This is a genomic window from Streptomyces sp. NPDC051183 (genome assembly GCF_040682455.1).
Lineage (GTDB): Bacteria > Actinomycetota > Actinomycetes > Streptomycetales > Streptomycetaceae > Streptomyces.
Genome location: NZ_JBFBBA010000011.1, coordinates 80,160 through 101,981, shown reverse-complemented (window position 1 = coordinate 101,981; position 21,822 = coordinate 80,160). Strand labels below are relative to the sequence as shown.

Here is a 21,822-nt window from a genome sequence, read left to right as displayed (position 1 = left end):
GCCGCCCGGGCCCGCCCCCGGCAAACGAAGAAGCCCCCCGCCGCTCCTCTCGGAGCCGCGGGGGGCTTCTTACTGGCTACTTGTGACCTCAGCCGTTGTACGGGCCGTAGTCGTAGTCCTCCAGCGGGACAGCCTGGCCGGAGCCGGTGCCGAAGGGCGAGTAGTCGATGTCGTCGTAGCCGACGGCCGAGTACATCGCGGCCTTGGCTTCCTCGGTGGGCTCCACCCGGATGTTGCGGTAGCGGGCGAGGCCCGTACCGGCCGGGATGAGCTTACCGATGATGACGTTCTCCTTGAGGCCGATCAGGGAGTCGGACTTGGCGTTGATCGCCGCGTCCGTCAGAACCCTGGTCGTCTCCTGGAAGGACGCCGCCGACAGCCAGGACTCGGTCGCGAGCGAGGCCTTGGTGATACCCATCAGCTGCGGACGGCCGGAGGCGGGGTGACCGCCCTCGGTGACCACACGACGGTTCTCGGTCTCGAACTTCGACCGCTCGACGAGCTCGCCCGGCAGGAGCTCCGCGTCGCCGGACTCGATGATCGTCACGCGGCGCAGCATCTGCCGGATGATGATCTCGATGTGCTTGTCGTGGATCGACACGCCCTGCGAGTTGTAGACCTTCTGGACTTCGCCGACCAGGTGCACCTGGACGGCACGCTGGCCGAGGATGCGCAGCACGTCGTGCGGGTTGGTGGCACCCATGGTGAGCTTCTGGCCCACCTCGACGTGGTCGCCCTCGCCGACGATGACCTTGGCGCGCTTGGAGATCGGGAAGGCCGTCTCCTCGCTGCCGTCGTCGGGCGTGATGACGATCTTCTTCGTCTTCTCGGTCTCCTCGATCCGCACGCGGCCGGCGGCCTCGGAGATCGGGGCGACACCCTTCGGGGTACGGGCCTCGAAGAGCTCGACGACACGCGGCAGACCCTGGGTGATGTCGTCACCGGCCACACCACCGGTGTGGAAGGTACGCATCGTCAGCTGGGTACCGGGCTCACCGATGGACTGGGCGGCGATGATGCCGACCGCCTCACCGATGTCGACCAGCTTGCCGGTGGCGAGCGAGCGTCCGTAGCAGAAGGCACAGGTGCCGACCGCGGACTCACAGGTCAGGACCGAGCGGGTCTTGACCTCCTCGACGCCGTTGGCGACCAGGGCGTCGATCAGGACGTCACCGAGGTCGACGTTGGCCGGCGCGATGACCTTGCCGTCGATGACGACGTCCTCGGCCAGCATGCGGGCGTAGATCGAGGTCTCGACGTCGTCGGCCTTGCGCAGCACGCCGGTCTCGTCGCGAACGGCGATCTTCAGCTTCAGACCGCGCTCGGTGCCGCAGTCCTCCTCGCGGATGATGACGTCCTGCGAGACGTCCACCAGACGACGGGTCAGGTAACCCGAGTCGGCGGTACGCAGGGCGGTGTCCGCCAGACCCTTACGGGCACCGTGCGTGGAGATGAAGTACTCCAGAACGGTGAGGCCCTCACGGAAGGACGCCTTGATCGGACGCGGGATGGTCTCGTTCTTCGCGTTCGACACCAGACCACGCATACCGGCGATCTGTCGCATCTGCATCATGTTTCCTCGGGCACCCGAGTCAACCATCATGAAGATGGGGTTCGTCTTGGGGAAGTTCGCGTTCATCGCCTCGGCAACCTCGTTGGTCGCCTTGGTCCAGATCGCGATGAGCTCCTGCGTGCGCTCGTCCTTGGTGATCAGACCGCGCTCGTACTGCTTCTGGACCTTCTCGTCCTGCGCCTCGTAGCCCGCGACGATGGCCTTCTTGGCCTCGGGCACGACGACGTCGGAGATGGCCACGGTGACGCCCGAACGGGTCGCCCAGTGGAAGCCGGCCGCCTTCAGGTTGTCGAGCGTCGCCGCCACGATGACCTTGGGGTAGCGCTCCGCCAGGTCGTTGACGATCTCGGAGAGCTGCTTCTTGCCCACCGAGTAGTCGACGAACGGGTAGTCCTCGGGCAGCAGCTCGTTGAAGAGCGCGCGGCCCAGGGAGGTGCGCAGACGGAAGCTGTCGCCCGGCTGGAACTCCTGCTCGCCCTCTTCGGCGACGGGCGCGACCCAGCCGCGCGGCGGGATGGTGCCCACCGGGAAGCGGATGTCGACCTGCGACTGGAGCGCGAGCTCGCCGTTGTCGAACGCCATGGTCGCCTCGGCCGTGGAGCCGAACGCGCGGCCCTCGCCCTTGGTGTCACGGAGCTCACCGTCGGTGGTCAGGAAGAACAGACCGAGGACCATGTCCTGGGTCGGCATCGTGACCGGACGGCCGTCGGCCGGCTTGAGGATGTTGTTCGAGGACAGCATCAGGATGCGGGCCTCGGCCTGCGCCTCCGCGGAGAGCGGCAGGTGCACGGCCATCTGGTCACCGTCGAAGTCCGCGTTGAACGCGGTGCAGACGAGCGGGTGGATCTGGATGGCCTTGCCTTCGACCAGCTGGGGCTCGAAGGCCTGGATGCCGAGGCGGTGCAGCGTGGGCGCACGGTTCAGCAGAACCGGGTGCTCGGCGATGACCTCTTCGAGCACGTCGTAGACGACCGTGCGGCCGCGCTCGACCATGCGCTTCGCCGACTTGATGTTCTGCGCGTGGTTCAGGTCCACCAGGCGCTTCATCACGAACGGCTTGAAGAGCTCCAGCGCCATGGCCTTGGGCAGACCGCACTGGTGCAGCTTCAGCTGCGGGCCGACGACGATCACGGAACGCGCGGAGTAGTCCACGCGCTTGCCGAGGAGGTTCTGACGGAATCGACCCTGCTTGCCCTTGAGCATGTCGCTCAGGGACTTCAGCGGACGGTTACCGGGACCGGTCACCGGGCGACCACGACGACCGTTGTCGAAGAGGGCGTCCACGGCCTCCTGGAGCATGCGCTTCTCGTTGTTCACGATGATCTCGGGGGCACCGAGGTCGAGAAGGCGCTTCAGGCGGTTGTTGCGGTTGATCACGCGGCGGTACAGGTCGTTCAGGTCGGAGGTCGCGAAGCGGCCACCGTCCAGCTGCACCATCGGACGCAGGTCCGGCGGGATCACCGGCACGCAGTCCAGAACCATGCCCTTGGGGCTGTTGCTGGTCTGCAGGAACGCGGAGACGACCTTGAGGCGCTTGAGCGCACGGGTCTTCTTCTGGCCCTTGCCGGTACGGATGATCTCGCGGAGGCGCTCGGCCTCCTCCTCCAGGTCGAAGGACTCCAGGCGCTTCTGCAGCGCCGCGGCACCCATCGAACCGTCGAAGTACGTGCCGAAGCGGTCACGCAGCTCGCGGTAGAGCAGCTCGTCGCCCTCGAGGTCCTGGACCTTGAGGTTCTTGAAGCGGTTCCACACCTCGTCGAGGCGGTCGATCTCGCGCTGGGCGCGGTCACGGAGCTGCTTCATCTCGCGCTCGGCACCTTCGCGCACCTTGCGGCGTACGTCGGCCTTCGCGCCCTCGGCCTCGAGCTCGGCCAGGTCGGTCTCGAGCTTCTTGGCACGGCCTTCGAGGTCCGCGTCACGGCGGTTCTCGATCTGCTGGCGCTCGACGGAGACGTGGGCCTCCAGCGACGGGAGGTCGCGGGTGCGGCGCTCGTCGTCCACGAACGTGATCATGTACGCGGCGAAGTAGATGACCTTTTCGAGGTCCTTCGGCGCGAGGTCCAGCAGGTAGCCCAGTCGCGACGGGACGCCCTTGAAGTACCAGATGTGGGTGACGGGAGCGGCAAGCTCGATGTGGCCCATCCGCTCACGACGCACCTTGGCGCGCGTGACCTCGACGCCACAGCGCTCACAGATGATGCCCTTGAAGCGGACACGCTTGTACTTGCCGCAGTAGCACTCCCAGTCCCGGGTCGGACCGAAGATCTTCTCGCAGAAGAGTCCGTCCTTCTCGGGCTTGAGGGTGCGGTAGTTGATGGTCTCCGGCTTCTTGACCTCGCCGTGCGACCAGGTTCGGATGTCGTCCGCGGTGGCAAGGCCGATCCGCAGCTCGTCGAAGAAGTTGACGTCGAGCACTGTGCGTCAATCCCTCTTTCGGGGTCGAGTCTCAATCATGGTCTGAACGGTCCCGGGGATGACGGGGGGCTCTTGAGCGAGCCCCCCGTCAGGCCCGTCAGACCTCTTCGACGCTGCTCGGCTCACGCCGGGACAGGTCGATACCGAGCTCCTCCGCCGCGCGGAAGACGTCCTCGTCGGTGTCGCGCATCTCGATGGACATGCCGTCCGAGGACAGCACCTCCACGTTGAGGCAGAGCGACTGCATTTCCTTGATGAGCACCTTGAAGGACTCGGGAATGCCCGGCTCGGGGATGTTCTCGCCCTTGACGATGGCCTCGTAGACCTTCACGCGGCCGGTGACGTCGTCGGACTTGATGGTCAGCAGCTCCTGGAGGGCGTAAGCGGCGCCATAAGCCTCCAGCGCCCACACCTCCATCTCACCGAAGCGCTGGCCACCGAACTGTGCCTTACCACCCAGCGGCTGCTGCGTGATCATCGAGTACGGACCGGTCGAACGGGCGTGGAGCTTGTCGTCGACCAGGTGGTGGAGCTTGAGGATGTACATGTACCCGATCGAGATCGGGTCCGGGAACGGCTCGCCGGAGCGGCCGTCGAACAGGCGCGCCTTGCCGGACGGGAGGACCAGGCGGTCGCCGTCGCGGTTCGGGATGGTGTGCTCGAAGAGGCCGGCGAGCTCGTCCTCGCGGGCACCGTCGAACACGGGGGTGGCGACGTTGGTACCGGGCTCGACACGGTCGGCCCCGATGACCTTCAGACGCTCGGCCCACTCCTCGCCGAGCCCGGAGACGTCCCAGCCGCGGCTGGCGAGCCAGCCGAGGTGGATCTCCAGGACCTGTCCCGGGTTCATTCGGGACGGGACACCCAGCGGGTTCAGGATGATGTCGACCGGCGTGCCGTCCTCAAGGAAGGGCATGTCCTCGATCGGAAGGATCTTGGAGATGACACCCTTGTTGCCGTGGCGGCCGGCGAGCTTGTCACCGTCGGTGATCTTGCGCTTCTGGGCGACGTAGACGCGGACCAGCTGGTTCACGCCCGGGGGAAGCTCGTCCCCCTCCTCGCGGTCGAAGACGCGGACACCGATGACCTTGCCGATCTCACCGTGAGGGACCTTGAGCGAGGTGTCACGCACCTCGCGGGCCTTCTCACCGAAGATCGCGCGGAGCAGGCGCTCCTCCGGGGTCAGCTCGGTCTCACCCTTGGGCGTGACCTTGCCGACCAGGATGTCGCCGGCGACGACGTCCGCACCGATGCGGATGATGCCGCGCTCGTCGAGGTCCGCGAGGACCTCCTCGGAGACGTTCGGGATGTCCCGGGTGATCTCCTCGGGGCCCAGCTTGGTGTCACGGGCGTCGACCTCGTGCTCCTCGATGTGGATCGAGGAGAGGACGTCGTCCTGCACGAGGCGCTGCGACAGGATGATCGCGTCCTCGTAGTTGTGACCTTCCCAGGGCATGAACGCGACGAGCAGGTTCTTGCCGAGGGCCATTTCGCCCTCTTCGGTCGCAGGACCGTCGGCGAGGACCTGGGCCTCGATGATGCGGTCACCCTCGTTGACGATGACCTTCTGGTTGACCGAGGTGCCCTGGTTCGAGCGGGAGAACTTGGCGACGCGGTACGTGGTGTACGTGCCGTCGTCGTTGGCGACGGTGATGTAGTCGGCCGAGACCTCCTGGACGACACCGTCCTTCTCCGCCTTGATCGAGTCGCCGGCGTCGACCGCACAGCGGTACTCCATGCCGGTGCCGACGAGCGGGGCCTCCGCCTTGATGAGCGGAACGGCCTGGCGCATCATGTTCGCGCCCATGAGGGCGCGGTTGGCGTCGTCGTGCTCCAGGAAGGGGATCATCGCGGTCGCGACGGACACCATCTGGCGCGGGGAGACGTCCATGTAGTCGACGTCGTCGCCGGCGATGTAGTCGATCTCGCCGCCACGACGGCGAACCAGGACGCGGTTCTCCGTGAAGCGCATCTCGTCGTTCAGGCCGGCGTTGGCCTGGGCGATGACGAAGCGGTCTTCCTCGTCGGCGGTCAGGTAGTCGACCTCGTCGGTGACGACACCGTCGACGACCTTGCGGTACGGGGTCTCGACGAAGCCGAACGCGTTGACGCGACCGTAGGACGCGAGCGAGCCGATCAGACCGATGTTCGGGCCTTCAGGGGTCTCGATCGGGCACATGCGGCCGTAGTGCGACGGGTGAACGTCACGGACCTCGAAGCCGGCCCGCTCACGGGACAGACCACCCGGGCCAAGTGCCGACAGGCGGCGCTTGTGGGTCAGACCCGACAGCGGGTTGTTCTGGTCCATGAACTGCGACAGCTGGCTGGTGCCGAAGAACTCCTTGATGGAGGCGACGACCGGCCGGATGTTGATCAGGGTCTGCGGCGTGATCGCCTCGACGTCCTGCGTGGTCATGCGCTCGCGGACGACGCGCTCCATACGAGCCAGACCCGTGCGGACCTGGTTCTGGATGAGCTCGCCGACGTTGCGCAGACGACGGTTGCCGAAGTGGTCGATGTCGTCGGTCTCGACGACGATCGAACGGCCGGACTCGCCGGTCGTCTCGGTCTCACCGGCGTGCAGCTTGACCAGGTACTTGATCGTCGCGATGACGTCGTCGGTGGTGAGCACACCGGCGTCGAGCGGCTCGTCGGCGCCGAGCTTCTTGTTCACCTTGTAGCGGCCGACCTTGGCGAGGTCGTAGCGCTTCGGGTTGAAGTAGAGGTTCTCGAGCAGCGTCTGAGCGGCCTCGCGGGTCGGCGGCTCGCCCGGACGCAGCTTGCGGTAGATGTCGAGCAGCGCGTCGTCCTGACCCTGGGTGTGGTCCTTCTCCAGGGTGGCGCGCATGGACTCGTACTCGCCGAACTCCTCGAGGATCTGCTCGGTGGTCCAGCCGAGAGCCTTCAGGAGGACGGTGACGGACTGCTTGCGCTTGCGGTCGATGCGGACACCGACCATGTCGCGCTTGTCGACCTCCATCTCCAGCCAGGCACCCCGGGACGGGATGATCTTGGCGGAGAAGATGTCCTTGTCGGACGTCTTGTCGATGGAGGAGTCGAAGTAGACACCGGGGGAACGGACGAGCTGCGACACGACGACACGCTCGGTGCCGTTGATGACGAAGGTGCCCTTGTTGGTCATGAGCGGGAAGTCGCCCATGAAGACCGTCTGAGACTTGATCTCTCCGGTCTCGTTGTTCGTGAACTCGGCCGTGACGAACAGCGGAGCCGCGTACGTGAAGTCGCGCTCCTTGCACTCGTCGACAGAGTTCTTCGCCGGCTCGAAACGGTGGTCGCGGAAGGTCAGCGACATCGACCCGGAGAAGTCCTCGATCGGCGAGATCTCCTCGAAGATCTCTTCCAGACCGGACTTGGTGGGGACGTCCTGTCCACTCTCAAGCGCCGACTCGACGCGTGACTTCCAGGCGGCGTTGCCGAGCAGCCAGTCAAAGCTCTCGGTCTGCAGCGCCAGGAGGTTCGGAACCTCGAGGGGCTCCTTGATCTTTGCAAAGGAGATGCGCAGCGGGGCGGTGCTGGCACCGTTGTTCGTATTGGTCGAGGCGTTGCGCGAGGCGGCCAAGAGGGGGTCCTTCCGAGGGCTCGGACTCACTACGCGCGTACCGGTCCCAGCTGACACAGAAGAAGGACCCTCCCGATCTGGCCAAAAGACCAGGTCAGGGCTAATCAATCAAGTGTGCTCATGCGTGGGCATGCCCCTGGCGACGGGCAGGGGGCAGCTAACAGGCAGCGCAAAGGGTCAGTGTAGCCACTTGGCTCACTGATGTCCAGACCAGGTTTCCGGAAACCGGCAACAGGCCTTCCCCATGTCGTTCCAACACTGCGTCCAACGCTTCGGCTCTCGCACACAGAGCGCGTATCAGTACTGCCCTCTCCGCAGTCGATCCATGCCCGCTGCGGCCCCGATCCATGCCTCGGATCTCGGATCGAGCCGGTCGAGCTGGCGACGGGACTGAGAATTGCGCGCCGCGTCCCGTTCGTCAAGGCCCCCTGCTCCGTGCGGATCATCTCCGGACCCTGCTGCGGGGCAACGATGATCACCCTACTCCCCAACGAGACAGGGGCAAGTCAGGCACTGCGGGTACGCCAAAGGGCGACCACCCTTACGGGTGATCGCCCTTTGGTTGAGGCCGTCAGGCGGCCTCAGAGGTGTTACTTGACCTCGACGCCGGCGCCGGCACCCTTGAGGGCCTCGGCAGCCTTGTCAGCGGCCTCCTTGGCGACCTTCTCGAGGACGGGCTTCGGGGCGCCGTCCACGAGGTCCTTGGCCTCCTTGAGGCCCAGGGAGGTCAGCTCGCGCACGACCTTGATGACCTGGATCTTCTTGTCACCGGCAGAGGTCAGGATGACGTCGAACTCGTCCTGCTCCTCGGCGGCCTCGGCAACGGCGCCCGGGCCGGCCGGACCGGCAACGGCGACGGCCGCGGCGGCGGTGACGTCGAACTTGGCCTCGAACGCCTTCACGAACTCGGAGAGCTCGATGAGGGTCATCTCCTCGAACTGGGCGAGGAGGTCGTCCTGAGAGAGCTTCGCCATGATGGGCGATCCTTCCACTAAATCGGCAGGTGCCGGATGTATATAGAGGCGGGCGTAACGGCCCGCTACGACCCACGCACTAGGCGGCGTGGATCAGTGCGCGAGCCGAATTACTCGGCACCGCCCTGCTCGGCGCGCTGGACACGAAGAGCTTCCGCGGTGCGGACGAACTTCGACGGCAGCGCCTGGAAGAGCGAGGCAGCCTGAGACTGCTTGCCCTTGAACGCGCCGGCCAGCTTGCTGAGCAGAACCTCGCGGGACTCGAGGTCCGCAAGCTTCTTGATCTCATCGGCGGTGAGCGCCTTACCATCAAGGACACCCGCCTTGATGATGAGGTTCGGGTTCTCCTTGGCGAAGTCACGCAGGCTCTTCGCCGACTCCACCGGGTCACCGGTGATGAAGGCGACCGCGGTCGGACCAGCGAAGTGCTCGTCCAGCGCGGTGATCCCGGCCTGGTTGGCCGCAATCTTGGTCAGCGTGTTCTTCACCACGGCGTACTGGGCGTTCTCACCGAGAGAGCGACGCAGCGTCTTGAGCTGCGCGACGGTGAGACCCCGGTACTCGGTCAGCACGGCGGCGTTCGAGCTCTGGAACGCGTCCTTGAGCTCGGCTACCGATGCAGCCTTGTTGGGCGTCGGCATGGTGCGTTCGCCTCCTTCCGGGTGATGAGGACCGCTCAGAAGGGGCTGAAAAACGAAACGCCCCGGCGCAGGCGCCAGGGCGTGGCTCAACCGGAACGAATTCCGGGAACCTTCCACAGTCACCTACGCGGGTCGTCCGCACTCAACGGATCCTTCGGCCGCCGAACCCTCACGGGCACGACAACGACCAGCGGTCTTTGGCTTCCTCGGAAGAGTACGTGAAGCGGCCGAGCCGAGGCAAATCGGGTCGGCCCGGGCCGCCTGCACGTCACGGGATCCGCGGACCGGGACAGCAGAGCGTCAGCTCTGGCTGCCGTCCTCCATGATCGCGGCGAAGTCCACCACCTGGTCGGCCGGCGGGACCGCGATCTCGACCGGCTTGTTGTAGTCCAGGACCTTGATCGTGATGTCGATCGCGCCCTTGCCGCTGTCGGAGCGGGTGCGGACCTGCTTGGCGTGGTCGTTCTCGTCGATCCACATGTCCATCGTCATGCTGTCCACGCCCAGGTCCTCGAGCTGCTTGACGGACTTCTCCTGGCGCTCCTTGACCTCCGGGGAGGCCGTGGCGAGCGAGGCCTTCATCTGCTCCAGCGTGACGGTGCCGGACACGTGCGTGGTCTTCTGGCCGTCGATGGTCTCCTCGCCGACCGTCTTCAGGTCCTTGGCGCCGAGCAGGTCACCGGCCTTGTCCCCCGGGTTCTCACCGCTCCGGGGCCCCTTGCCGGCGGACTCCAGCTGCTTGGCCATGTTCGGGTCCAGGGACTTCATGTCGAACTTGAGCCACTGGCCCTCGGTGCCCATGTACATGGCGCCGTCGATCAGGCGGATGTCGACGCTCTCCCCCGCCCCGCCCGGCGTGGCCATGTGCATGGACATGCCGAGCGACGGCTTCAGCCGCATGGAGACCTCTCCGGAGACCTGCTCGCCGCCGGCGCTGCCGGACATGGCGTAGCGGAGCGAGGTGATCTCCTCGGACTTCTTCTTCACCTTCTCCAGGTACGCGGCCGGCGTGACCTGGACGGCGCCCTTCGCGGCGCCCGTCTCGGCGGCCTTGGACGGCGCCGCGGAGGCGCCCGTGTCCTTCTTGCCGTCCTCGCACGCCGTGGCCCCGCCCACCAGCAGTACGGCGGCCAGTACGGCGCCGGCGGCCTTCTTCTTGCGATTCGTCAGCTTCGTGAGCATGGAGTTTCCCCACCCCTTGTGTTCTTCGGTCTTCCGTCACGACCCTAAGCAGCGCCTCGGTGTCTGAGGCAACCGTTTATCGCCGAAGCGGCAACGATACGAGAACAGGCCTCCCGCCCCGGTAAGGGGGGCGGGAGGCCCGTTCAGGCAAGCAGTGAGCCCTGGGGCTCAGAGCCGTGTGGCTCGGCCCAGTCAGACGGCAGCCGGGTCTTCCTCGACGAGGAGGTTCCGGGTGCGGTTGGAGTCCAGCTGGATGCCGGGGCCCATCGTGGTGGTCAGGGCGGCCTTCTTGATGTAGCGGCCCTTCGCGGCGGACGGCTTCAGACGAAGGATCTCGTCCAGGGCCGCGCCGTAGTTCTCGACCAGCTGCTCATCGGAGAAGGAGACCTTGCCGATGATGAAGTGCAGGTTCGAGTGCTTGTCGACGCGGAACTCGATCTTGCCACCCTTGATCTCGGTGACAGCCTTCGCGACGTCCATGGTGACGGTGCCGGTCTTCGGGTTCGGCATGAGGCCACGGGGACCGAGCACGCGGCCGAGGCGGCCGACCTTGCCCATGAGGTCCGGGGTGGCCACAACGGCGTCGAACTCGTTGAGGCGGTTGCCCTTGGCGATCTCGTTGATGAGCTCGTCGTCGCCGACAATGTCGGCGCCGGCGGCTTCCGCGGCCGCAGCACGGTCACCGGTCGCGAAGACCAGGACCCGGGCGGTCTTGCCGGTGCCGTGCGGGAGGTTCACGGTGCCGCGGACCATCTGGTCGGCCTTGCGCGGGTCGACACCCAGACGGAAGGCGACCTCGACGGTGGCGTCGAACTTGGTCGTGGTGGTCTCCTTGGCGAGACGGACGGCCTCGAGCGGGGCGTACAGCTTCTCCCGGTCGACCTTGGCGTCCGCAGCGCGGAGAGTCTTGCTGCGCTTCACTTCTGCTCCTGTGTTTTGACTTCAGGCGTGGAGTCGTGGTGCGGACCAGCGCTTGGCCCTACCACTGTGGTGCTGGGGGTGGCTGAATCAGCCTTCGACCGTGATGCCCATGGAACGGGCGGTGCCGCGGATGATCTGCTCGGCGGCGTCCAGGTCGTTGGCGTTCAGGTCGGGGAGCTTGATCGAGGCGATCTCGCGGACCTGGTCACGCGTAAGCTTCGCGACCTTGGTCTTGTGCGGCTCGCCCGAGCCCTTCTCCACGCCCGCGCTCTTCAGGATGAGGCGCGCGGCCGGCGGAGTCTTGGTGATGAAGGTGAAGGAGCGGTCTTCGTAGACCGTGATCTCCACCGGCACGACCATGCCACGCTGCGACTCGGTCGCGGCGTTGTAGGCCTTGCAGAACTCCATGATGTTGACGCCGTGCTGACCGAGCGCGGGGCCGACCGGCGGAGCCGGGTTGGCCGCACCGGCCTTGATCTGGAGCTTGATAAGCCCCGTGACCTTCTTCTTCTTGGGAGGCATTGCTCTCTCCGGGTCCTAGTGAGAGTTTTCGCCGCCAATCCGGTCATCCGGATGGAGGCATACCGCACCACGATAACGGGTATCGGTGCGGGGCTAAAAACCGAGCAGGTCAGACCGCCCTTTGCGGGGCGATCTGACCTGGTTCGGAAGCGTTGGCCAGAAGATCAGTTCTTCTGGATCTGGTCGAAGCTCAGCTCGACCGGGGTCTCGCGGCCGAAGATCTCGACGAGGCCCTTGACCTTCTTCGAGTCCGGGTTGATCTCGTTGATCGTCGCCTGGAGCGTCGCGAACGGGCCGTCGGTGACGGTGACCGAGTCGCCGACCTCGAAGTCGAGCACCTCGATCGTGCGCTTGACGGCGGGCGCCGGCAGGCCGGCCTCTTCCGCGGCGAGCTTGGCGGCCTTCTCCTGCGCCTCCGGGGCGAGCATCTTGACGATCTCGTCCAGGGTCAGCGGGTAGGGGTCGTACGCGTTGCCCACGAAGCCGGTGACACCAGGCGTGTTGCGGACGACGCCCCAGGACTCGTTCGTCAGATCCATGCGGACGAGAACGTAACCGGGCAGCTTGTTCTGCCGGACGTTCTTGCGCTCGCCGTTCTTGATCTGGACGATCTCTTCCTCGGGCACCTCGGCCTGGTAGATGAACTCCTCGACGTTCAGCGAGACGGCGCGCTGCTCCAGGTTCGCCTTCACGCGCTTCTCGTAACCGGCGTAGGTGTGGATCACGTACCACTCGCCGGGCAGGAGGCGCAGCTCGTCGCGCAGGGCCTGGATCGGGTCGACGGGCTCGGCGTCCTCGACGGGGGCGGCCTCCTCGGCCTCCTCGTCGGCAGCCTCGGCCTCGTCCTCACCGTCGGAGTCGTCGGACTCCTCGTCCGCCTCGTCCTCGTCGGAAGCCTCTACGGCGTCCTCGTCCTCGACCTCGGCGTCGTCGCCCTCGTCCTCGACGTGCATCGCGGCCTCTTCGGCGGCGACACCCGCCTCGGCGTCGGCGAGCTCGGCCTCGTCGGGCTCCACAGCGTCTGCAGCCTCGACGATGTCGAGCTCGTCCTCGACGGACTCGACGGAGTCGTGGCTCACGTTCAGGTTCGGGTCAGACACGGTGGCTGCTTCTTCCTGGATACAAAAGGTGGTGGAACATGCGAAAACGGGCGGCACCCATCAAGGCGCCGCCCTCCGCGGGGATCAGCCGAAGACGAACTTGATGGCTTCCTGGAACCCATAGTCAATCACGGTCACCAGACCGATCATGATGACGACGAAGACAATCACCACGGTGGTGTACGTCGTGAGCTGGTTGCGAGTGGGCCAAACAACCTTGCGGAGTTCCGCGACGATCTGGCGGTAGAAAAGCGCGAGCCGGCCGAGAGGGCCCTTCTTGCCGCGCTTACCGCCCTTGCGGGCCTTCTTCTCGCGAGTGTCGTCCTCGGCGTCAGGCATGTCGATGGAGCCCAGGGCGTCCGTCACGTCTCTCACCTGAATCCGGGTCATGGCCGTACCGCGCCCGGTTGCGCCGCACGGCGTTGCATCGAAGTACGTACCTGCGCACACATCCGAGGAATGGAGTGTGGAGCAGGGCCGGAGGGACTCGAACCCCCAACCGCTGGTTTTGGAGACCAGTGCTCTACCAATTGAGCTACGACCCTTTGCGTCCCCCAACCTACCGCATCCGAGCGAGTGCACGGAGTGCTTGCGCACTGAGCGGTTGGTGAGGGCCAACGACGGTTGAGTGTACGTGGTCCGGGCCCTGACGTCGAACAGCGCCGTCCTGACACGTTCCAGCGGGCCTCCAGTCCGGTAACTGAAACGGCGTGCGGCGCTTCTTTGCCGTCTGGGACGATTGGCCGCATGACCTCTGAAACGCCTTCCGCCGAGCGCCGCGTATCCGCCCGTATCGGCGCCATCTCCGAGTCCGCCACCCTCGCCGTCGACGCCAAGGCCAAGGCCCTCAAGGCCGCCGGCCGCCCGGTGATCGGTTTCGGAGCGGGCGAGCCCGACTTCCCGACGCCCGACTACATCGTCGAGGCGGCGGTCGAGGCCTGCCGCAACCCGAAGTACCACCGCTACACGCCGGCCGGCGGGCTGCCCGAGCTGAAGAGCGCGATCGCCGCGAAGACGCTGCGCGACTCCGGGTACGAGGTTGACGCTTCCCAGGTCCTGGTCACCAACGGCGGCAAGCAGGCGATCTACGAGGCGTTCGCGGCGATCCTGGACCCGGGTGACGAGGTCATCGTCCCGGCCCCGTACTGGACCACGTACCCCGAGTCGATCCGCCTCGCCGGCGGTGTCCCGGTCGAGGTCGTCGCCGACGAGACCACCGGCTACCGGGTCTCCGTCGAGCAGCTGGAGGCCGCGCGCACCGAGCGCACCAAGGTCGTCCTCTTCGTCTCCCCGTCCAACCCCACGGGCGCCGTCTACACCGAGGCCGATGCCGAGGCGATCGGCCGCTGGGCCGCGGACAACGGCCTGTGGGTCCTGACGGACGAGATCTACGAGCACCTGGTCTACGGCGACGCGAAGTTCGTCTCGCTCCCGGCGATCGTCCCCGAGCTGCGCGACAAGTGCATCATCGTCAACGGTGTCGCGAAGACGTACGCGATGACCGGCTGGCGCGTGGGCTGGATCATTGGCCCGAAGGACGTCATCAAGGCCGCGACCAACCTCCAGTCGCACGCCACCTCCAACGTGGCCAACGTCTCCCAGATCGCGGCGCTGGCCGCCGTCTCGGGCAACCTGGACGCCGTCCACCAGATGCGCACCGCCTTCGACCGCCGCCGCCAGACCATCGTGCGGATGCTGAACGAGATCGAGGGCGTCTTCTGCCCGACCCCCGAGGGCGCGTTCTACGCGTACCCGTCGGTCAAGGAGCTCCTCGGCAAGGAGATCCGCGGCAAGCGCCCGCAGACCTCCGTCGAGCTCGCCGCGCTGATCCTGGACGAGGCCGAGGTCGCGGTCGTCCCGGGCGAGGCCTTCGGCACCCCGGGCTACCTCCGCCTCTCGTACGCCCTGGGCGACGAGGACCTGGTCGAGGGCGTGTCCCGCATCCAGAAGCTGCTGGCGGAGGCCAAGGCCTAGAGCGGCCGGCAAGCCAGGCCCTGAGCGGCGCCCCCGGGCCGGGGAGCGCCGCTCAGGCGTTTGTGGGGCCCTGCCCTGCCGGGGCTCCGGCCCGGGCTCCTTCCCAGAATTTCCGTTCGGGCAAGGTCCCGTTCAGGGAATCGGGCTGCCGATCGGGTGACAAGTGCGGCAGTATCACCAGATGGAGCACCTACGCGATCTCACGCTTCTGCCGAAGGCCCACCTGCACCTGCACTTCACCGGGTCCATGCGCCCGTCGACCCTCCTCGAACTCGCCGACAAGTACGGCGTGCGCCTGCCCGACGCGCTGACCGCCGGGGAGCCGCCCAAGCTGCGCGCCACCGACGAGCGGGGCTGGTTCCGCTTCCAGCGGCTGTACGACGCCGCCCGGTCCTGCCTGCGCGAGCCCGACGACATCCGCCGCCTGGTCCGCGAGGCCGCGGAGGAGGACGTACGGGACGGCAGCGGCTGGCTGGAGATCCAGGTGGATCCCACCTCGTACGCACCCCTGCTGGGCGGCATGATCCCCGCCGTCGAGATCATCCTCGACGCCGTCGACGCGGCCTCCCGCGAGACCGGCCTCGGGATGCGGGTCGTCATCGCCGCCAACCGCATGAAGCACCCCCTCGACGCCCGCACCCTCGCCCGCCTCGCCGTGCGCTACGCCGACCGGGGCATCGTCGGCTTCGGGCTGTCCAACGACGAACGCCGCGGCATGGCCCGCGACTTCGACCGCGCCTTCGCCATCGCCCGGGAGGGCGGCCTCCTCGCCGCCCCGCACGGAGGCGAGCTCACCGGCCCCGCCTCCGTCCGCGACTGCCTCGACGATCTGCACGCCTCCCGCATCGGGCACGGCGTACGGGCCGCGGAGGACCCCCGGCTGCTCAAGCGCCTCGCCGACCGGCAGATCACCTGCGAGGTCTGCCCCGCCTCGAACGTGGCCCTCGGGGTCTACGAGCGGCCCGAGGACGTCCCGCTGCGGACCCTCTTCGACGCCGGGGTGCCGATGGCGCTCGGCGCGGACGACCCGCTGCTGTTCGGGTCCCGGCTCGCCGCGCAGTACGAGATCGCCCGCCTCCACCACGGCTTCACGGACGCGGAGCTCGCCGAGCTGGCCCGCCAGTCGGTACGCGGTTCGGCCGCGCCGGCCGACGTGCAGGAGAAGCTGCTCGGCGGGATCGACCACTGGCTCAGCGTGTGAGCCGCAGGTCCCCCTCGTGGCAGTCGGCCCGTACCCGGCGGCCGTCCGGGAAGCCGATCTCCAGGTGCGTGCGCCCCTGCTCGGGCAGCGCGTACTCGGCCACCGAGGCGACGGTCTCGCCGAGGTGGCGCAGGAAGGGGTGGTCGCCGAGGTCCTCGCCGACCTCGATGCGGCCCCACTCCCCCATGTCGTAGGGCTCGTGCGGGTCGGCGGACTCGACGATGAGGCACCAGTCGGACCCGGTGGTGATCCGGGTGGAGTCGCCCGCGCTGTCGATCAGCCAGACGTCGAGCGGCGACTCGGACCGCTCGCCGTCGCTGAAGTGCCAGGACGCGACGACTCGGCTGATCGTGCGTCCCACCAGGCGGGTGGGGTCGGTACCGGCCCCGTGCAGGGGACAGAGCATGGGCGGCCGGGGCTCCTCAGATGCTGACGCCGACCGTCACCGGTTCGTTGACCAGGGTGACGCCGAATGCCGCGTGGACGCCCGCGACCACCTCGCGGGCCAGGGCGAGGAGGTCTTCGGTGGTGGCCTCGCCGCGGTTGGTCAGGGCGAGGGTGTGCTTGGTGGAGATGCGGGCGGGGCCGGTGCCGTAGCCCTTGGTGAAGCCGGCCTTGTCGATCAGCCAGGCCGCGCTGGTCTTCGTACGGCCGTCGCCCGCGGGGTAGGCGGGCGGGGCGGTTTCGGGGCCGAGGCGGTCCTGGGCGCGGGCGAGGAAGGCGGCGTACGCCTCGTCGGTCAGGATCGGGTTGTGGAAGAAGGACCCGGCGGACCAGGTGTCGTGGTCGGCGGGGTCGAGGACCATGCCCTTGCCGGCGCGCAGGCGCAGTACGGTCTCGCGGGCGGTGGCGGCGGGGACCCGGTCGCCGGCCTCCACGCCGAGGGCGCGGGCGGTCTCGGGGTACTTGACCGGCGCGGAGAGCCCGCCGGCGTCCTCCAGGGCGAAGCGCACGCGCAGGACGACGTACCGCTCGGGCTCGTGCTTGAAGAGGCTGTCGCGGTACGAGAACGCGCACTCGGCGGCGGTCAGCGTGACCGTCTCGCGCAGGGTGCGGTCGTAGGCGACGACCTCGGTGATGGTGTCGCAGACCTCCTGGCCGTACGCCCCGACGTTCTGGATCGGGGTCGCGCCGGCGGAGCCGGGGATGCCGGCGAGGCACTCGATGCCGGCGAGGCCGGCGTCGACGGTGCGGGCGACGGCGTCGCTCCAGTTCTCGCCCGCGGCGAGCTCCAGGGTGGTGCCGTCCAGGGTGTAGCCGGTGGTCGCGATGCGCAGGGCGGTGCCGTCGAAGCCGCGGTCGCCGATGACCAGGTTGCTGCCGCCGCCGATGACCAGGAGCGGGGTGCCGCTCTCGTCCGCGGCGCGGACGGTGGCGACCACCTCGGCGTCGGCGGTCGCGGTGACCAGACGGGTGGCGGGGCCACCGAGGCGGAAGGTGGTCAGCGGGGCGAGGGGGGCGTCGTGGAGTTCCTGCACGTGGACAAGAGTACGGTCCGTGCCCCTCGCATCCCTGCGGGGCCACGGACCGTACGGGCGCTTCCCCCGTGCCGACCGGCTCAGGAGGCCGGCTTCTGTTCGGCGAGGCGCCGCTCCGCCTCGGCCCAGTCGATGGGGAGCCGCGAGGCGGGGACGGTCCAGAAGGTGAAGGCCGATTCCTTCATGAAGGCGGCGGCCGCGCGGGAGCTGGAGCGGTGTGGCTCGCTGCGGGCGAAGCGGTACAGCGCGTCGCGGTCCTCCCAGGCGGAGAGGGTGAGGAAGGTGCGGCTGAGGACGCGGGCGCGCAGGGCGACGCCGTGGGCCCCGGGGGCCTTGCGGATCTGGGCGACGATGCCGGGCGACTTGAGGAAGAACCTGAGGGCGCCAGTGAGGGTGGCGGTCTCGAAGCGTGAGGCCATGACGTAGACCTCGGCGTCGGGGGCGGCCTGGGTGGGCGTGGACCAGGGGATGTCGGGCATGGCGGGCACTCCTTCGCTGTGAGTCGTACGGGGTGGGTGCGGGTGCGTGCGGGTGCGTGCGGGTGGTGCGGCGGTGCGGGGTCAGCTCGCGGCCGGGACCTTCGCCGGAGCCGCGGTGGTCTGCGCCGCGGCCGGCTCCTGCTTCGCCTTGCGGGGCAGCAGGAGGGCGAGGGCCGCGGCCACCGCCACGGCTCCGGCGCCGATCCACAGCGCGGGGACGGTCCCGTCGGTGAAGGCCTGCCCGGACTCGTAACCGCCCTGGGCGGAGAAGACCGAGGCGAGGACCGCGACGCCGAGGGCTCCGCCGACTTCGCGCAGGGCGTTGTTGGTTCCGGAGGCCCTGCCCTGGTCGGCGGGGGCGACGGTGGACATCAGCGCGTTGGAGGCGGGGGCGAAGTACAGGGCCATGCCGATGCCGCTGAGGATCAGGGCCGGGAGCTGGGCCGCGTAGGAGACGTCCGTGCTCAGGATGGCCGCGAACCAGCCGAGGCCCAGGGCCTGGAGCATGAGTCCGGCGGCGACGACGGGGCGGCTGCCGATCCGGTCGGAGAGGATGCCGGCGATGGGGGCGACGATCATCGGCATGCCGGTCCAGGGGAGCATGCGCAGGCCGGCCTCGGTCGGGGAGTAGCCGGCGACGCCTTGGAGGAACTGGCTCAGCAGGAAGATCGAGCCGAACATTCCGACGTACATCAGCAGGCTGGCCATGTTGATGCCGAAGAACCCGCGGTCGCGGAAGAGGCGCATGGGGAGCATGGCGTTCGCGTTGTTGAACCCGTGGTGGATGAAGCCGCCGACGAGCGCGGATCCGGCGATCAGGCCTGTGAGCACGGGGGCGCTGGTCCAGCCGTCCGCGTTGGCGTTGACCAGGGCGTAGACGATCCCGAAGAGGCCGCCGCTGATGAGGAGCGTGCCGGGGACGTCGAGCCGCGAGCCGGGGGCGGTGGACTCGGCGAGGCGCAGGCGGGCGAGCGGGATCAGGGCGAGGCCGAGCGGGACGTTGAGCCAGAAGATCCACTGCCAGGAGATGTGTTCGGTCAGACTGCCGCCGATGAGGGGGCCGCTGGCGACGGCGAGGCCGGTGACGGCGCCGTAGATGCCGAGGGCCATGCCGCGGCGGGCGGCCGGGACGGCGGTGGTCAGCAGGGTGAGGGAGAGCGGCATCATGACCGCGGCGCCGACGCCCTGGACGGCGCGGGCGGCGATGAGCTCGTTGATGCCGGGCGAGAGCGCGGCCGCGGCGGAGGCGCCCGTGAAGACGGCGAGGCCGACGATGAAGAGCCGGCGGCGGCCGAAGCGGTCACCGAGGGCGGAGCCGAAGAGGAGGAGGACGGCGAAGGTGAGCGTGTACGCGTTCACCGTCCACTCCAGGTCCTCCAGCTTGCCGCCGAGGTCCTCGCGGATGACCGGGAGGGCGGTGGTGACGACCAGGTTGTCGAGGGCGGCCATGAAGCTCGCGGCGCCGGTGAGGATGAGGGCCCATATCGCGGGCCAGCCGAGCTTGTCTTGCGTGTTCACGAGGTCCCCCTGGGGATGTTAGTTATTACTGACTAACTTTCGTGGGCAGAGTTACGCATTGACGCGGCTACGCGGCTGTACGGGTGCGCGGGCCGGCGCGGGCCGGCGGTTCTAGTCGCCGGCGGTGGTGTCGGCAGTGGCGGTGTCGGCAGTGGCGGTGTCGGCAGTGGCGGTGTCGGCAGTGGCGGTGTCGGCGCTGGGGGCGACGGGGCGCGCGGAGGGGTAGCACCCGTCCCAGACCCGGTGCCCGGGCGGGAAGCCCATGGCCGCCAGGGTGTTGATGAGCATCCCGTACGCCATGAAGGTGGTCGTCTCGTTGACGTCCGCCCCGAGCGGCAGGTGGACGGTGTCCCAGAGCTCCATCCAGGCCGCCCGGACCATCTCCCCGAACCCGGGCTCCCCGGCGGCCTCGGCCGCGGAAACCGTCACAAACGTCTGGAGCTGCATCTGGAGCTTCTCGGGCTGATCGGCGATCAGCTGCATGTACGCCTCCCCCATGGCCTTGACCGCGTCCTCTCCGTGGTGGCCCTTGGCGGCCTCCTCGAAGACGAGGCGGACCTCTTCCATGCAGCGGGCGGAGGCGGCGAGGAACATCGCCTGCTTGTTGGGGAAGAGCCGGAAGAGGTACGGCTGGGAGACGCCGACGCGCTTGGCGATCGCCTCGGTCGAGGTCCCGTAGTAGCCGCCGCGGGCGAACTCGCTCATCGCCGCACGAATGACGCTCTCGCGCCGCTCCTCTGCACTCATCCTTGCCATGTCCCTAAGTTAGTGCTCAATCACTAACTACGTCAACCCCTCAGCGTCGCGGCCGGGCCCGGGGGGCGGCGCCTCAAGCCCCCTCCGGCGGCGCCTCAAGCCCCCTCCGGCGGAGCCCGGGCCCGGCCAGGCGGCCAGGCGGCCACCACCGGCTCTTTGGCGGGGCCGCGGGAGTGCCGCCAAGGCGGCGGCTGGGCGGGGACACGGCCCGGCAACGGGCGGCCACGGCAGGCGAGGCAGCGGCGCATCCGGGCCTACGGAGCCCGGGTCACCGCAGCCACCCGGCCGGGCCCGCGCCCGGCGCGTCCCGCCGGGGCAACGGCACAGCCGGAGCGAGCGCCGGCCAGGCGGGCAAGGCAACCGCGCGGTCACGCCCGGGACCGGACTCGGACTCAGGACCCCGCCCGGCGCTCCCGCCGGGGGCCGCGGCACGGCCGGGGCACCGGGCGGCCGAGCAGCCGTCCGGCCGGAGCGAGGGCCTGGCCAGGCGACCATGGCAGCCGCCCGACCATGGCCGGGACCGCCGCCCGGACCGGGCCGGGCCAGGGGGGCCCGGGCCAGGGGGGCCCGGGCCAGGGGGGCCCGGGCCAGGGGGGCCCGGGCCGGGCCCCGGGGGGGGTTAGGCGAGGGTTACGACCGCGCGGGACATGCCCAGGACCTTCTGGCCCGCGCTCATCGCCGTCAGGTCGACCCGGACGCGGTTGTCCTCCAGCTTCGCGGCGACCTTCGCGGTGACCTCGATCAGCGCGCCCTGGTCGTCGTTCGGGACCACGACCGGCTTCGTGAAGCGCACCCCGTACTCGACGACCGCACCCGGGTCGCCCACCCAGTCGGTGACGACCCGTACCGCCTCGGCCATGGTGAACATGCCGTGCGCGATGACGTCCGGCAGCCCGACCTCCTTGGCGAACTTCTCGTTCCAGTGGATCGGGTTGAAGTCACCGGACGCACCCGCGTACCGGACCAGCGTCGCGCGCGTCACGGGGAAGGACGCGGCCGGCAGCTCGGTGCCGACCTCGACGTCGTCGTACTGGATCTGCGCAGTCATCTCAGGCCTCCTCGGGGGCGCGGGAGACGAGCTTCGTCCACGCCGTCACCACGTGCTCGCCGGTCTCGTCGTGGACCTCGCCGCGGATGTCGATGATGTCGTTGCCCGCGAGCGACTTCACGGCCTCGATGGTGGAGGTCACCGTCAGCCGGTCGCCGGCCCGCACGGGGCGGGAGTACGCGAACTTCTGGTCGCCGTGCACGACGCGGCTGTAATCCAGACCCAGCTGCGGGTCCGCGACGACCTGCCCGGCCGCGGCGAACGTGATGGCGAACACGAAGGTCGGCGGGGCGATCACGTCCAGGTGGCCGAAGGCCTTGGCCGCATCGGGATCGGTGTAGACGGGATTGGTGTCACCCACCGCAACCGCGAATTCGCGGATCTTCTCCCGGCCGACCTCGTACGGATCGGTGGGCGGGTAGCTCCGCCCCACGAAGGTCTGGTCGAGCGCCATGGCTCA

The 21,822-nt window shown here is 68.5% G+C and carries 18 protein-coding genes and 1 tRNA gene; 2 read left to right on the top strand and 17 right to left on the bottom strand.

Features of this window, described 5'->3' with window-relative positions; all coding sequences use genetic code 11:
* Positions 1–88: 88 nt before the first annotated feature.
* The 10 genes from AB0M99_RS12465 to AB0M99_RS12420 all read right to left on the bottom strand — a co-directional run bounded on the left by AB0M99_RS12465 (position 89) and on the right by AB0M99_RS12420 (position 13,453).
* The gene (locus AB0M99_RS12465) at positions 89–3,988 is read right to left on the bottom strand and encodes a DNA-directed RNA polymerase subunit beta' (protein WP_365919381.1); all 3,900 of its coding nucleotides are present in this window, start codon (positions 3,986–3,988) and stop codon (positions 89–91) included.
* 97 nt (positions 3,989–4,085) lie between these two features.
* On the bottom strand, positions 4,086–7,568 hold the full coding sequence (gene rpoB / locus AB0M99_RS12460; protein ID WP_365919379.1) for a DNA-directed RNA polymerase subunit beta: 3,483 nt from the start codon (positions 7,566–7,568) through the stop codon (positions 4,086–4,088).
* A gap of 590 nt (positions 7,569–8,158) precedes the next feature.
* Positions 8,159–8,542, bottom strand: a complete 384-nt coding sequence (gene rplL / locus AB0M99_RS12455; protein ID WP_365919377.1) for a 50S ribosomal protein L7/L12 — start codon at positions 8,540–8,542, stop codon at positions 8,159–8,161.
* 110 nt (positions 8,543–8,652) lie between these two features.
* Positions 8,653–9,183, bottom strand: a complete 531-nt coding sequence (rplJ, locus tag AB0M99_RS12450) for a 50S ribosomal protein L10 (RefSeq protein ID WP_365919375.1) — start codon at positions 9,181–9,183, stop codon at positions 8,653–8,655.
* A 300-nt stretch (positions 9,184–9,483) separates the two neighbouring features.
* Entirely contained in the window at positions 9,484–10,365 is an 882-nt protein-coding gene (locus AB0M99_RS12445) for an LppX_LprAFG lipoprotein (protein ID WP_365919373.1), read from the bottom strand.
* 192 nt (positions 10,366–10,557) lie between these two features.
* On the bottom strand, positions 10,558–11,286 hold the full coding sequence (gene rplA / locus AB0M99_RS12440; protein ID WP_365919371.1) for a 50S ribosomal protein L1: 729 nt from the start codon (positions 11,284–11,286) through the stop codon (positions 10,558–10,560).
* Between the two features lie 87 nt (positions 11,287–11,373).
* Complete coding sequence (gene rplK, locus AB0M99_RS12435) at positions 11,374–11,808, bottom strand: 50S ribosomal protein L11 (RefSeq protein WP_365919369.1); 435 nt, start codon at positions 11,806–11,808, stop codon at positions 11,374–11,376.
* Positions 11,809–11,972: 164 nt separating this feature from the next.
* Positions 11,973–12,908 carry a transcription termination/antitermination protein NusG gene (gene nusG / locus AB0M99_RS12430; RefSeq protein WP_365919367.1) on the bottom strand — a complete coding sequence of 312 codons (936 nt, stop codon included), beginning with the start codon at positions 12,906–12,908 and terminating at the stop codon, positions 11,973–11,975.
* Positions 12,909–12,992: 84 nt separating this feature from the next.
* Positions 12,993–13,274, bottom strand: a complete 282-nt coding sequence (gene secE / locus AB0M99_RS12425) for a preprotein translocase subunit SecE (RefSeq protein ID WP_030298162.1) — start codon at positions 13,272–13,274, stop codon at positions 12,993–12,995.
* 106 nt (positions 13,275–13,380) lie between these two features.
* Positions 13,381–13,453, bottom strand: a tRNA-Trp gene (locus AB0M99_RS12420).
* 202 nt (positions 13,454–13,655) lie between these two features.
* On the opposite strand from AB0M99_RS12420, the gene AB0M99_RS12415 reads away from it, so the two are divergent.
* Entirely contained in the window at positions 13,656–14,882 is a 1,227-nt protein-coding gene (locus AB0M99_RS12415) for a pyridoxal phosphate-dependent aminotransferase (RefSeq protein WP_365919365.1), read from the top strand.
* Positions 14,883–15,063: 181 nt separating this feature from the next.
* The gene (locus tag AB0M99_RS12410) at positions 15,064–16,083 is read left to right on the top strand and encodes an adenosine deaminase (RefSeq protein WP_365919363.1); all 1,020 of its coding nucleotides are present in this window, start codon (positions 15,064–15,066) and stop codon (positions 16,081–16,083) included.
* Here AB0M99_RS12410 and AB0M99_RS12405 read toward each other — a convergent pair.
* The 7 genes from AB0M99_RS12405 to AB0M99_RS12375 form a co-directional block, all read right to left on the bottom strand.
* A complete protein-coding gene (locus AB0M99_RS12405; RefSeq protein ID WP_365919361.1) occupies positions 16,073–16,489 on the bottom strand; it encodes a hypothetical protein in 417 nt (138 codons plus the stop codon). The two genes, AB0M99_RS12410 and AB0M99_RS12405, sit on opposite strands and share 11 nt — an antisense overlap.
* A 16-nt stretch (positions 16,490–16,505) precedes the next feature.
* Positions 16,506–17,645 (bottom strand): UDP-N-acetylmuramate dehydrogenase, encoded by a 1,140-nt coding sequence (locus AB0M99_RS12400; RefSeq protein WP_365919546.1) that lies wholly within the window; start codon positions 17,643–17,645, stop codon positions 16,506–16,508.
* Positions 17,642–18,040: a DUF3291 domain-containing protein gene (locus AB0M99_RS12395; RefSeq protein WP_365919544.1), complete on the bottom strand. Its 399-nt coding sequence runs from the start codon at positions 18,038–18,040 to the stop codon at positions 17,642–17,644. The genes AB0M99_RS12400 and AB0M99_RS12395 overlap by 4 nt, the downstream gene beginning before the upstream one ends.
* A gap of 81 nt (positions 18,041–18,121) precedes the next feature.
* A complete protein-coding gene (locus AB0M99_RS12390; RefSeq protein ID WP_365919359.1) occupies positions 18,122–19,558 on the bottom strand; it encodes a DHA2 family efflux MFS transporter permease subunit in 1,437 nt (478 codons plus the stop codon).
* 111 nt (positions 19,559–19,669) lie between these two features.
* A complete protein-coding gene (locus tag AB0M99_RS12385) occupies positions 19,670–20,314 on the bottom strand; it encodes a helix-turn-helix domain-containing protein (RefSeq protein ID WP_365919357.1) in 645 nt (214 codons plus the stop codon).
* A gap of 619 nt (positions 20,315–20,933) precedes the next feature.
* Positions 20,934–21,362 carry a MaoC family dehydratase gene (locus AB0M99_RS12380; protein WP_365919355.1) on the bottom strand — a complete coding sequence of 143 codons (429 nt, stop codon included), beginning with the start codon at positions 21,360–21,362 and terminating at the stop codon, positions 20,934–20,936.
* Position 21,363: 1 nt separating this feature from the next.
* Positions 21,364–21,816, bottom strand: coding sequence for a MaoC family dehydratase N-terminal domain-containing protein (locus AB0M99_RS12375; RefSeq protein ID WP_365919353.1), 453 nt, complete (start codon positions 21,814–21,816; stop codon positions 21,364–21,366).
* Between the last annotated feature and the right edge of the window lie 6 nt (positions 21,817–21,822).